Origin of the sequence: Sphingobium sp. JS3065 (assembly GCF_026427355.1) — a bacterium.
Lineage (GTDB): Bacteria > Pseudomonadota > Alphaproteobacteria > Sphingomonadales > Sphingomonadaceae > Sphingobium.
This window is the reverse complement of sequence record NZ_CP102664.1, coordinates 855,981-868,411: the sequence shown is the minus strand read 5'-3', so window position 1 is coordinate 868,411 and position 12,431 is coordinate 855,981. Positions and strand designations below refer to the sequence as shown.

General features: G+C 60.9%; 11 protein-coding genes and 2 pseudogenes. 6 read left to right on the top strand and 7 right to left on the bottom strand.

Annotation, left to right across the window (positions count from 1 at the left end; translation table 11 throughout):
- Positions 1 to 25: 25 nt before the first annotated feature.
- Entirely contained in the window at positions 26 to 373 is a 348-nt protein-coding gene (locus NUH86_RS04255; protein WP_030540648.1) for a hypothetical protein, read from the bottom strand.
- Between the two features lie 34 nt (positions 374 to 407).
- Here NUH86_RS04255 and NUH86_RS04250 point away from each other — a divergent pair, with 34 nt between their 5' ends.
- Both NUH86_RS04250 and NUH86_RS04245 read left to right on the top strand, forming a co-directional pair.
- Positions 408 to 854: a hypothetical protein gene (locus NUH86_RS04250; RefSeq protein ID WP_126516758.1), complete on the top strand. Its 447-nt coding sequence runs from the start codon at positions 408 to 410 to the stop codon at positions 852 to 854.
- A gap of 69 nt (positions 855 to 923) precedes the next feature.
- Positions 924 to 1,262 carry a hypothetical protein gene (locus NUH86_RS04245; RefSeq protein WP_013846917.1) on the top strand — a complete coding sequence of 113 codons (339 nt, stop codon included), beginning with the start codon at positions 924 to 926 and terminating at the stop codon, positions 1,260 to 1,262.
- Between the two features lie 167 nt (positions 1,263 to 1,429).
- On the opposite strand, the gene NUH86_RS04240 is transcribed toward NUH86_RS04245, so the two are convergent.
- Complete coding sequence (locus tag NUH86_RS04240) at positions 1,430 to 2,833, bottom strand: tyrosine-type recombinase/integrase (RefSeq protein WP_013846918.1); 1,404 nt, start codon at positions 2,831 to 2,833, stop codon at positions 1,430 to 1,432.
- 518 nt (positions 2,834 to 3,351) lie between these two features.
- On the opposite strand from NUH86_RS04240, the gene NUH86_RS04235 reads away from it, so the two are divergent.
- The 4 genes and pseudogenes from NUH86_RS04235 to NUH86_RS04225 all read left to right on the top strand — a co-directional run.
- A complete protein-coding gene (locus NUH86_RS04235; RefSeq protein ID WP_323749003.1) occupies positions 3,352 to 4,008 on the top strand; it encodes a tyrosine-type recombinase/integrase in 657 nt (218 codons plus the stop codon).
- A complete protein-coding gene (locus NUH86_RS24710) occupies positions 3,921 to 4,214 on the top strand; it encodes a tyrosine-type recombinase/integrase (RefSeq protein ID WP_323749013.1) in 294 nt (97 codons plus the stop codon). Before NUH86_RS04235 ends, NUH86_RS24710 begins: the two co-directional genes overlap by 88 nt.
- A gap of 10 nt (positions 4,215 to 4,224) precedes the next feature.
- Positions 4,225 to 5,411 (top strand): annotated as a pseudogene (locus NUH86_RS04230) (IS91 family transposase).
- A 390-nt stretch (positions 5,412 to 5,801) separates the two neighbouring features.
- Positions 5,802 to 5,958, top strand: a pseudogene (locus NUH86_RS04225) (transposase); the annotation flags it as partial.
- A gap of 238 nt (positions 5,959 to 6,196) precedes the next feature.
- On the opposite strand, the gene NUH86_RS04220 reads toward NUH86_RS04225, so the two are convergent.
- The 5 genes from NUH86_RS04220 to NUH86_RS04200 form a co-directional block, all read right to left on the bottom strand.
- Entirely contained in the window at positions 6,197 to 7,741 is a 1,545-nt protein-coding gene (locus NUH86_RS04220; protein WP_267251432.1) for an acyl-CoA synthetase, read from the bottom strand.
- 42 nt (positions 7,742 to 7,783) lie between these two features.
- Positions 7,784 to 9,205 carry an aldehyde dehydrogenase family protein gene (locus NUH86_RS04215; protein ID WP_267251431.1) on the bottom strand — a complete coding sequence of 474 codons (1,422 nt, stop codon included), beginning with the start codon at positions 9,203 to 9,205 and terminating at the stop codon, positions 7,784 to 7,786.
- Between the two features lie 18 nt (positions 9,206 to 9,223).
- Positions 9,224 to 10,474: an acetyl-CoA C-acetyltransferase gene (locus tag NUH86_RS04210; RefSeq protein WP_267251430.1), complete on the bottom strand. Its 1,251-nt coding sequence runs from the start codon at positions 10,472 to 10,474 to the stop codon at positions 9,224 to 9,226.
- A 2-nt stretch (positions 10,475 to 10,476) separates the two neighbouring features.
- Positions 10,477 to 11,241: a crotonase/enoyl-CoA hydratase family protein gene (locus NUH86_RS04205; RefSeq protein ID WP_267251429.1), complete on the bottom strand. Its 765-nt coding sequence runs from the start codon at positions 11,239 to 11,241 to the stop codon at positions 10,477 to 10,479.
- A gap of 164 nt (positions 11,242 to 11,405) precedes the next feature.
- Complete coding sequence (locus NUH86_RS04200; RefSeq protein WP_267251428.1) at positions 11,406 to 12,404, bottom strand: AraC family transcriptional regulator; 999 nt, start codon at positions 12,402 to 12,404, stop codon at positions 11,406 to 11,408.
- Positions 12,405 to 12,431 lie beyond the last annotated feature (27 nt).

Below are 12,431 nucleotides of genomic sequence, written 5' to 3'. Positions count from 1 at the left end.
GACTACCGATATCGGCTCCGAGCTTCTAACGCCGAAACTGGCGGACACCGTCAATCGCGATGCAGAACGGGACTTCCTGCCGGGCCCCGTCTGGAGCGTCTCCGCATTTGCGGGCGCAGTCGTGACAGGTTTGCGCATATCCGGACAGCAAGGTCTGGAAGCAGGCATCCATCTTATCCCGCCCAGTCGCCGTCAGCCGAACATATATGCGGCGTTTGTCGAAGGGATCAGGGAAGCGCTCGACGATGCGTTGCGCCTCCATCTCGGCAAGGCATCGCCGACCGGTCATCTCCGACGCTTTCGACGCGAGGCAGAAGCTGGTGAGAGAAGTCTTCAATCCCTGGCTGTCGCGCCAGTAAAGATCGAGCAGCATTTCGCATCCTGGATCGGAGCATAAAGAGCCGAACATGGTGGCCGACTCCGCTCTTGCGCTGATGATCGACCTGCAAAGAGGTGCAAAAACAGCCGGACGGCCTGTGTCGTCCAGCATGGGTTCAATTCGGGCTTCCTGTCGCATGGGCATTCGCTCTCCATCCCATTCGGGTGCATCGGGCGAACCGTGCCGATGCCCCAACGTCTGGTTGCCCCCCGGCTATTCTGAACAAAATAGTCCAATGAGCATGATGCTCGAATTCATCCGTCCGGCAAGGTGCCTTTCGGAGGGGAATTTCGGTGCCGAATTGGTTAACATAAACGAATATTCCTACGTCCTCTGCCCCTTTAACGATGCAGGAGAACATCTCGCGCTACACCGCAAAACCATGGCAATACCCGTCCGGCAGCCGCGTCGCCTTCTCTATGGCGGGATGCCCAATCGTATGCGGCTGGTTTTCTTGGCAAAGCATCGCAACTGATGCCTTGCCCGCCTGCGTCGCCCATGCGACCATGTCGTTATGCCTTAAGCAATAGAGCCGGACTGATCCATGCACGACGAGGAGATGCAGCTTACACCGGAAATGCGTCAGACGATGGCTGAGCCCGATCCCACCGTTCTGGCCATAGAAAAGCTCATCCATGCCGCCAAAGGAGATGATAGAAAGATCGAAAAAATCGTGCGTGGATATTTGCGCAATGCGATTTTCGTTTTCCAAAGCCACATGGTGAAACGTGCGCTGCGTGATCTCGATCTCAAACAAGATGAGTTGAGCGATGAACTGCTGGCGCAGATCGCTGCCGATGCAGGCGGCTATATGGGCAAGTTTCGGGATTGGCTTCTCATCGAGCTGAACCGCGCCAACGGAAAGCCAAAGTCGACAAACTAGCGCGCGGTCCTGTGCCCGACGGACGAGAAGCGTGAGCCCGCCCAGCAGCATTTCCGTGGCACATTTAGGGAAACGAAGGGTAATCAGGGGCAATTGGCATACCGCAAATCAAGGGCTTGCTTCCCCTGCTTTACCCCGAAGGCCCAGTTCCACATCCGTAGGTAAAGCTAGTTTATAGCAGTTCTTTCTGCTTCTGCCTTTTGCTCCATTTGACTGTTCGATCGAGACCGGCTGCGAGCCTTCATCGGAACGACGTTGTCCTTCGGATTGAGTATCCGCGCCACCAATGACGCAAGCTGACGAAGGGCTTCCGTCTTTTCAGCGAGGTAGTCGTGCTGATCATAGACACCTTCTACGCCTGGAATGACATGCCCAAGCACTCGCTCAGAGACATGCGGCGAGACGCCTGCTCGTATCATCAGCGTCTTTCCGGTCCGGCGCAGATCGTGCAGGACCCAGTGTGGGATAGGGTGACCGGCGATTTCCTCCATCTTGGCATCCAGTTCCGCCTTGGCGTCAGTGAAGCCGTTGATCGGACCAGCCAAGCGTCCCTGGAAAACAAATGGTCGGGTCGGCGTCGTAGGCTGCTTCTTAACGATCTGCATCGCCATGGGAGATAGCCGAACATACTCGGCATTACCCTTCTCTCGATCTTCCGTCGGGATCGTCCACAGTCCATCGGACGTAACATAGTCCCGGTGCATCAACCGCAGTTTTTCGCGCCTCTGAAGAGTCAGCAACAATAGCTGGCAGAAAACACCGAATACCTCCTGCGTCCCGCAAGCCTGCCAGAATATGCGGATTTCCTCGTCACTCAGAATACGCTTGCGTTTGCGCTCGGAAGATTTAGTTCGCTTCATTCCCCGCACAATTGGAGACACGAAATCGTCTCCCCGCGCCGCGTACCAGTTGAACATGGAGCTGAGCTGTGCGAGCACGGCATCCGCTTGAGTAGCTCCATTGTTATCCTGAATTGTATCGAGTAACTCGGTTACATCGCGGCGCGTGATTGAAGCGATCGGACGATTTCGCCACCGCTCATTGCCGGTTAGGTCTTCCAAGATATAGTGATCGAAAATCCGCTTGATCTCCTTTGCAGAACGCAGCGGAGCCAGAGGTCTACCACGGCCGTCCTTCTGACCCTCTTTCATAACATGGCGCTTGAAAAACTCGACAAAAACCGTCGCAATCGTCTCCAATACCGCCTGCGGCTCTTCATCTACCGGCTGAGCAGGTCGACTAGGGTCAATGCCATCCGCAATCGCGGCCTTCCATTCTCGGGCCTTCTGCCGCGCTTCGTCCAAGGCAAGGGCGGGCACACCCTTCTTGACAATGTAGATGCGATCCTTGGCGTCCGCAGGACAAAAATCTCCTAGCACTCTGCGACTAGGAGCTCCGCACGTCCCATCTCCTTTCGGGTATCGCGCATAGAGCCAGAATGTCACCCGACGCTTGGGATTGATCGTAACTAATAGTCCTGTTTCGGCCTCGTCGTGCCACTCGTCCCGTCCCCCTTCTGGGGCGGCCTTCAGGCCGCGAATCCAAGGATCAGAAAATTTCTTCGTTGCCATGTCAGCCTCGATTTTGCGCTACAAATTGCGCTACAAATTGGAAGGGATGCCACACACCTCCATGTTCGGGAGGATGACGCAATTTTACCATTAATACAAGGAAACATAAGGGAATTTCCTGTAACATGGTGACGCGATGTACTATGAAATTTCGCGGTGAGACGTTGAATCCAATTTCTCTTAATCAGCGGGTCCTAGGTTCGAGCCCTAGTGCGTCCACCATTTTTCAGACATATACCAATGTGTTACAGACAACATTGGCGTTCGGGTCTCCACTTCATTTCGCGCTAGGTAGCTCCCTAGGTAGCAGCGTGAGGACTCACGATGTCCGCACTGTGGACTTGGTCCTTCGCAAACTCTTCGTCAAAATCTGCCAAAGCTGTGCTTAGGGTCCAGACCCAATAAGTGGATTGAACGAACTCGCTGACGCTCGACTGGTGCCTGGGGGCTGGCGAGAATGACCCCCTGGTGGGAGGATTTGGTTGCTGAAGACCAACCCCTCACCAGGAGTTTATCCCATGACAGACGTCACAGTAACGGTCAGCCCGCTGCGCCGTCGTATGATCGACGACATGAGCTTGCGCAACCTGTCCCCCGCCACGCAACGCTCCTATCTGCACGCGGTGACGAAGTTCAGTCGCTATTTCGGGCGATCACCGGATCGGCTGGGGCCTGAAGATGTCCGCGCATTTCAGGTCTATCTGGTGTCGCAGGGCATTTCCTGGGGCTCTTTGAACCAGATCGTATGCGCGCTTCGCTTTTTCTACGGCGTCACGCTGGATCGGGCGGAGATCCCGGAGCGGATCGTCTATGCGCGCATGCCGCGCAAGCTGCCAACGATCCTGAGCGCCGACGAGGTCGTGCGCTTCCTGGAGGCGGTGCCATCATTGAAGGCGCGCGCCGCACTGACCACCGCCTATGCCGCAGGATTGCGCGCCTCTGAAGCTGCAAGTCTGAAGGTTACGGACATCGACAGCGACCGGATGGTGATCCAGGTTCGCCACGGCAAGGGCGCCAAGGATCGCTCTCGGCGCAGTTGCTTGGGATCCTGCGGACTTATTGGCGGCTCGCCCACCCGCAGGATTTTCTGTTCCCCGGACGCAGCGCCGATACGCCGATCACCACGACCTGTCTTCACGCCGCCTGCCGGTCAGCCACCAAGGCGGCAGGATTGACCAAGCGGGTCAGCGTTCACACGCTGCGGCATAGTTTCGCGACGCACCTGCTCGAGAACGGGGTCGATATCCGGATCATCCAGGTTTTGCTCGGGCACAGCCAGCTATCGACGACAGCGCGCTACACCCATGTCGCGACGACCACGATCGCCACGACTCAAAGCCCGCTCGACCGTCTCAGCCTGGACGTGGTGCCGCCCAGCTGAGGCCGCCGCTGTGCGTCCGGAGCTGGAGGTGGCGGATATATTCCGCCGCCATGGCCCTCCTTACCGCATTGCCCATGACGGCCACCTTGGCCGCGTTGAACGGCGGGTCATGGCGGCGATCGAGCTGTGCCGGACCCCAGCGCTCGGCGGCCATGTCGAGGCCTGCGACAACTGCGGCCATAGCCGGGTCTCGTACAATAGTTGCCGCAATCGGCACTGCCCAAAGTGTCAGGGGATCGCGCGCGAACGATGGCTGGCCGCGCGCGAAGCCGACCTTCTGCCGGTGCCCTATTTCCACGTCGTATTCACCGTGCCCGCCGAGGTTGCGGCGATCGCCTATCAAAACAAAGTTCTGGTCTACGCCATCTTGTTCGACGCGGTGGCCGAGACGCTCAAGACGCTCGGCGCTGATCCCAAGCATCTCGGCGGCGAGCTCGGCTTTATCGCCATTCTTCATACCTGGGGGCAGACGCTCACGCACCATCCGCATATCCACTGCCTCGTTCCGGGCGGCGCACTGTCGGCCGACGGCTCCCGTTGGATCACCTGTAACCGCGCTTCTTTCTACCGATCCCCGTGCTCTCGCGCCTTTTCCGCCGACTGTTCCTGGCGCGGCTACAGGCAGCGGATGAGGCCGGACGCCTGCAGTTCTTCGGGGCACTTGGCGGTCTCAGCGACAGCCGCGCCTTTGTCGCCACGCTCAGGTCGCTGCGCAAGATGTCCTGGGTGGTCTACGCCAAGCCGCCCTTTGGCTCACCGGCGCATGTTCTCGCCTATCTGGGCCGCCACACCCACCGCGTCGCTATCTCCAACAGTCGTCTCGTCAGCATGGCCGATGCAACCGTCACCTTCCGTTGGCGCGACTATCGGCATGGCAATGCCCAAAAGCATATGGCTTTGGCTGCCGACGAGTTTATTCGCCGGTTCCTGCTCCATACTCTGCCCGACCGCTTCCATCGCATCCGCCACTACGGTTTTCTCGCCAACGGGTGCCGTCGTGCCCGGCTTGCGACGATCCGCTCCCTGCTGGTGATTACGCGGCCGGTGACGTCCGACCACGACATCGCCTTGCCACATCCCAAGTGCGCCGATTTCGATCCCACCGTCTGCCCATGTTGCGGCGGGACGTTACGGATCGTTGCGACAATGCCGCGCGATACGGCGTGGCGAGCGCGCGGACCGCCGGCAAAGCCATGAACCAGCGTTATTTCCTCCCTGATCATGACGGCACCACGGCGACGCAGCCAACTGGCGCACGGAGGGCCGCAGTCATCCTCCGCCTAGACCGACATTACGGTACTTGCCGCTCACCCTTGCCCTCGCGCAACCATTGCCCACTTCGGCCTTCATACCGTCCCGGACGCCTCCGTCTCCGGTCAGCCCCCTCTCACGACCGCCTGTTCCTCGACAAGGACCGGGACAGAAGCCACTAACCCCATAGCGTCTGCCCAGCCAGCGAGTGCGCTCAATCCGGCTTCAATGAGGTCGCGCACCGCGCCATGACGCACAACCAACCCCGCGCGACCTCACAGAACCCTCTGGATTCCCATCGCCGTGATCGCGTGATTCAATGCTTCCGGCGAGGAGCTGCTGCCGGTCAACGGCAAGGGTGCGCGGCGGGTTGATGATCGCCGGGTGCTGTCCGGGATCGTCCATGCGTTGCAATGCGGCGGGCGCTGGGGCGATTGTCCGCCGGTTTATGGGACCGAAGAAGACGCTTTACAACCGCTTCGTGCGCTGGGCCGAGCCAGACACGCGGTGGACGAAACTCCAAGGTTTATGCCATCTGCGACGGGAGGGGCCGTCCTTGGGTGCTGATGATAACTCCCGGAAATGTCCACGATATGAAGGTCGCCAAGGCCTGCATCGCAGCCATGCCGCCATCTGCCAAACCGCCGGACAAACCATGCCCACACTGCGGCCTCCGTCCCACCGACAGTCCTAAAGACAATCTGCCAAAGTAGTGCCAGTTCAAGCGATCATTAACTTCTTGCATGATTCCGAAGATAGTGATCGATGATCAGTTTCTTGTAGAGCTTTCCATTTTCCTGCCGCGGCAACTCGCGTTCAAAATCGAACGATCTAGGCACTTTGAGATTAGCGAGCCGGTCACGGCACCACACGGTCAATTCGAGAGCCAGGTCGGCCCCGGCCTCTTCCCAGCTACGCGGCTGGACCACCGCCTTCACCTCTTCGCCGAATTCTTCATTGGGAATGCCGATGACGGCGACGTCGGCGACCTTGGGATGCCCCAGCAACAGATTCTCGATCTCCTGCGGGTAGATGTTCACTCCGCCTGAGATGATCATGAAGCTCTTGCGGTCGGTGAGATAGAGATAGCCCTCTTCGTCGACATAGCCGAGATCGCCGACGCTCGCCCAGCCCTGGTCGTTATAGGACGCGGCGGTCTTGTCGGGATCCTTGTAGTAGGCAAAGCGCCCCTTTGCCGCCTCGAAGAAGACCATGCCGACCTCGCCGGACGGCAGTTCCTCGCCATCGTCATCGAGGATATGGATCGTCGAGCCCTTCGCGCGGCCGACGGAACCGGGGTGGGCAAGCCATTCTGGCGTGTCGATCGCCGTGAACCCCGTTGACTCGGTCGAGGCGTAATATTCCGCGAGGATCGGGCCCCACCACGCGATCATGCGACGCTTGAGCTCGACCGGGCATGGGGCGGCGGCATGGATCGCGACGCGATGGCTGGAGAGATCGTAGGACTCGCGTACGCGCTCCTCCAGAGCCAGCATCCGGTGGAACATGATCGGAACCCATTGGCTGTGCGTGACCCGGTAGGTTTCGATGGCACGAAGCGCGGCTTCGGCGTCGAACTTGTCGAGGATCACCGCTGTTCCGCCCAGATGCATCACGATGTGGACGAAGCCCAGTGGTGCCGAATGATAGAGCGGCGCCGGAGAGAGCAACACCGTCTGCTCATCGATGCCGAATATCTTCGCCATGCCGGCTAGCTTGGCGGGCATTGTGCCGATCGGCGTCCCGGGCGTGAAGTCGGACAGCACGCCCTTCGGCTGCCCGGTCGTCCCCGAGGTATAGACCATGCGGGCGCCGGCCTGCTCGTCGGCAATGGGCTGGTCGGACTGGGCGGCGATCGCTTCCGGCCATGAGGCAAACCCCGGCGCTGCCCCGTCGACCAGGAAAAGATGTGGCAATGCGATGCCGGCTTGCTCGCCCTCGCATATGAGCGGCGCAAACGCCGCGCTCGTCACCAGCAGCGCCGCGTCGCTGTTCTGAAGGATATAGCCGATCTCGTCCCGCTTGAGATGCGTGCTGATTGGCGTGTAGATCAGCCCCGATCGCTGCGCGCCCCAACAGATCTGCATGAAATGCTCGTCGTTGGGGAGAAGCAGCGCAATATGGTCGCCCGCTCCCAATCCGAGGCTGCGAAACAGCCGGGCGATCTGGGTGGACCTGCGATCCAACTCGCCATAGGTCACGACCTTCCCCGTGCCGGCCATGATATAGGCCGGTTTGTCGGGCATCTCTCTGGCATGCTGTGCCGGATGTTGCATCTTCAGTTCTCGCACTCGCTGAAGTTGGGCATCGCCTGATCCTCAGGCTGCCTTGGGAATATAGATCGTCTTGGGATCCATATATTGCAACAGCCCGTCCATGCCGTTTTCGACCCCGAGCCCCGATTGCTTGTGACCGGCGAAGGGTGCGGTGGGCGGCAGATAGAGGTTCTCGTTGATCCAGACCGTCCCGGTTTCCAGGCGGCTGGCGATCTCGACGGCCTTGTGCACATCGCGAGACCATACGGCGCCGGCCAGTCCGAACTCGCTCGCATTGGCCCGGCGGATCGCATCGTCGACATTGCTGAACTTGAGCAGCGGGAGGACGGGACCGAAGGCCTCTTCGGTAACGACCCTGGCATCGTCCGGCGGATTGTCGACGATGGTGATCGGGACGAAATAGCCGCCCCCTTGCGGTCCTTGCGGCCCTTCGATGATGGTCAGACCCTGCTGCCGCGCCTCCTCGATCAGCGCCTTGACCCGGCGATACTGCCGTTCATTCTGAATCGGCCCAAAGACAGTGCCTTCCTCCGCGCCGTCCCCGAGCTTCATCGCCTGGGCGAGCGCCACAAAGCGATCGCGCAGCGCATCATAGATTGCTTCATGAACGTAGAGCCGCTTGGTCGCAGTACAGACCTGCGCGCTGTTATAGAAGGCGCCCATGAAGATCTTGAGCGCAACCGCATCCAGGTCAATGTCCGGCATGATGATAGCGGCATCGTTGCCGCCCAGTTCGAGCGTGATGCGCTTCATCGTCTCCGAGGCGCTTTGCATCACGAGCTTGCCGGTGGCGGTCGAGCCGGTGAAGCTGATCTTGGCGAAGCCGGGGTGCGCTGTCATCTTCGGACCAAGCGTATCACCACCGGTGATGATGTTGAGCACGCCGGCCGGAAACACGTCCTTGAGCAGGGCTCCGATGCGAAGCATCGTGAGGGGCGTGAAGGGCGAAGGTTTCAACACCACCGTATTGCCCGCGAGCAGCGCCGGGACGATCTTCCAGCAGGATAGCATGACCGGAAAATTCCACGGCGAGATTGCGCAGACGACGCCAAGGGGGACGTAGCGGGTCTCAACCCGCCGCGTCTCGCTGTCTTCGCTGACGAGAACGGGCGGCGTCATCTGGGCGAAATAGTGGAACCAGCCTAGGGACGCCTGGATTTCGGCGGTGGCGGCCGCCAGGGGCTTGCCCTGTTCGCGGGTGAGGAGCGCGGTCAGTTCGTCCGTATGGGCGGTGATCGCCTCGGCTGCCTTGATCAGCAAGCCTTGCCGCTCGGCGATCGGCCGCTCTGACCATGCCGGAAAGGCACGCTTCGCGGCCGTAATCACAAGATCGAGCTGCTCGGCGGAGGCATCAGGCGCCTCGGTGAAGACCTGACCCGTTGCGGGATTTACGACGGGCATGCTCGCTGCGCCGGCAACCAGCGAACCGTCGATCAGCATCGGAAATTCGGATGAAGGAGCCACTGTCTCTTCCCTGTTGGTCTAGATGCGTTCGATGATGATCGCCGGCGCCATGCCGCCCGCCGCGCACATGGTGACCAGCCCGAACTGTTTGTCGCGCCGCTCGAGTTCGTCGAGCAGCGTGCCGATCAGGATCGCGCCGGTTGCGCCGATCGGATGACCGAGTGCTATGGCGCCGCCGTTCACATTGACCTTCTCGCGATCGAGATCGAGGTCGCGGATAAACTTCTCGGTCACCACGGCAAACGCCTCATTGACTTCGAACAGGTCGATGTCTTCCGGGGACAATCCTGCTCGGGCAAGTGCCTTGCGGGCCGCGGGAACCGGCGCGTTGAGCATGAGTGTGGGCGAGTCGCCGACATTGACGGCGGTCACGACCCGGGCGCGCGGCTTTAGTCCATGGGCGTCGGCAAAGTCCCGCGACGCCAGTAGCACCGCCGCGGCGCCATCGACGACGCCAGAGGAATTGCCTGCATGGTGGACATGATTGATCGCTAGGTCCGGAAATTTATTCAGGATCAGGCTGCGATAGGTCGTGCCATCCCCATCCAGCGGTGAGTCGGCAAGCGCTGCGAAGGCAGGCTTGAGCTCGGCAAGGGTTTCAGCCGTGGTCGACGGGCGCGGATATTCCTCATGATCGAGCGCGAGCGTGCCGTCCTCATGATAGACCGGCACGAGCGATCGGTCGAACCGTCCTTCGCGGATCGCGACGTCAGCCCGCTGCTGGCTGAGCGCGGCCAGCGCATCGAGCTCCTCCCGGCCAATACCCTCCAGCGTCGCGATCGCATCGGCGCACACGCCCTGGTTGGACTGCGGATGCAAGGCGCGCAGCCGGAGATTGTCGCGGTCCATGAACACCGCGCTCACGGCGGTGCCGGGGCCGTATTTGGACATCATCTCGGTGCCGCCGCCGATCATCAGATCCTCATGACCGGCAGCGATGGACGAGGCCGCAAGCGCGACAGACGTGATGCCGGAACCGCAGAAGCGGCTCAGGGTCACGCCGCTGGCGCGCACGTCATATCCCGCGTCCAGCGCGCCCATGCGCCCCAGATCGCCAGACTGCTCACCGATCTGGGAGCTGGTTCCCCAGATCACGTCGTCAACCTCTCCGGTGTCGATGCCATTCCGTTCGGCGATCGCGCGCAGTACGGACGAGGTGAGATGCTGGGGATGCAGGCCCGACAGCGCGCCCTTGCCAGCGCGGCCGATTCCCCGCGGCGTGCGGCATGCATCGATGATCAGGGCCTGATTGGCCGATGCCTTGGACATTTTCAGATACCTTTCCAGTTCGGCGCGCGCTTTTCGGCAAAGGCCTTGGCCCCCTCGATCGCATCGGCACTGTCGAAGATCGGCCGGCTGATCTTCGCCTGCCGATCGAACATCTCCTCGGTCGACCAGTCCTGCGACTCGTCGATGACCCGCTTGCTGGCCGCGATCGCGAGCGGCGCATTGGCCGATATCTTGCGCGCAAGATCGAGGGCGAGATCAAGCGCCCCACCCGGCTCGGCCACGGCATTGATGAGGCCATATTGAAGCGCGCGCTCCGCGCTCAGGAACTCGCCTGTCAATGCCAGTTCCTTGGCGATGCGCGGCGGGATCTGACGCGGCAAACGCAAGAGCCCGCCTGCATTGGCGACTAGGCCGCGTTTCGCTTCGGGAATGCCGAATTTGCTGTTGGCGGCGGCCACGATCAGGTCGCAGGCGATCGCAAGCTCGAAACCGCCGGCAAGCGCATAGCCTTCGACGGCGGCGATCAGGGGCTTGAGCGGCGGACGCTGGACGATCCCGCAAAATCCTCGTCCTTCGATGACCGGACGCTCCCCGGTCACGAAGGCCTTGAGATCCATGCCCGAACAGAATGTGCCGCCGGCGCCCGTCAGGATACCGACCCGCAGGCTGTCATCGCCATCGAGCGTATCGGCAGCCGCGGCAATGCCTTCTGCGACCGCCTTGTTGGCGGCATTCCGGGCATCGGGACGGTTGATCGTTACCACCAGGATGCCATCTTCGCGGCGGGTAAGAACATCTGCAGTCAATCTCGCTCTCCCATTCGTGCGGACGGTCGGCGCGGAGAAGTGCTCCGCTCCATCGGTCTGTTTTCACGGGGATGCCGCCGATAACCGCCGGCAACAATGGTCGCGCCCGACAAAAATACCGACCTCAAATAACAGCGCGGAGTCGAAGCATGACCCTGCCGCCGCTAGAGGCCCTTGCGATACGCGTAAGGGGTCATCGCCGTCCATCGCTTGAAGGCCCGAATGAAGGTGCTGGTCTCGGCGAAACCCGCGCGCCAGGCGACTTCCTCGACGCTCATGCCGCGCCTTCCCAGATAATAGAGGGCAGTATCGCGATGGAGATCGTCGATGATCTGCTTGAACGACTGGCCCTCGTCGGCCAGACGCCGGCGCAAGGTCTGCGGGTGGACGGCAAGTGCGTCGGCGATCTCTTCCATGCCTTTGAGGTGCGGCATGTCCTTGCGCAGTTCCCTGCGCACCCGGTTCGTCCAGCTGGTATTCCGATATTCTTCGCTCAGAAGCATCAGTGTCGGCGCGCGAAGGAAGCGCCGTACGGTCTGGTCGTCGAGCGCGATGGCGCGATCGAGATAGCTCGCGGAAAAACGGATCTCGTCAAATGGCAGGTCGAAGGTCACCGGGGCGCCGTTGAACAGGAAACGATACTCGTCTCCGTGGCCGGGATCGGCGCCTGACAACGCGACAGCAGTGATGACGATATCCTCCTGCATGAGCCAGGAACTGTAGCGGCTGCATTTGAAGAGCGCGCGTTCGCTAATGAAGAGGTCGACAGGCCAGCCTGGATCATGCGTGAACCGAACGCCCGCCGAGTCTCCGTCCTCGACCGGCGTCAGCGTGAATCCCATGTCGAGAATGGTAAAAAACCGGCAGTAGCGGTTGAGCGCCTCGCGAAAACTACGTGCGTTCCGCGTGGCGTGACACATCATCGACCATGTGCCCACCGGCAGGCGGCGCGTCAGATAGCCCAGGCCTTCATCCTGCATCGCGAGGATGGTCACGACCTGCAGTTGCGCGAACCGCTCGATTGATACCCGCGCCGCCTCTTCTTCGACGAGGCGGGGGGAGATGCCCGCCTGCGCGAGCAACTCACGCTGGTCGAGTTCGAAGTCGCCGCAATGTTTCAGAACGGCCCTGACAAGACGGATCGGAACGGATGTCTCACGCATGACGCGGCTATCGGCCGTCGGCTTTCC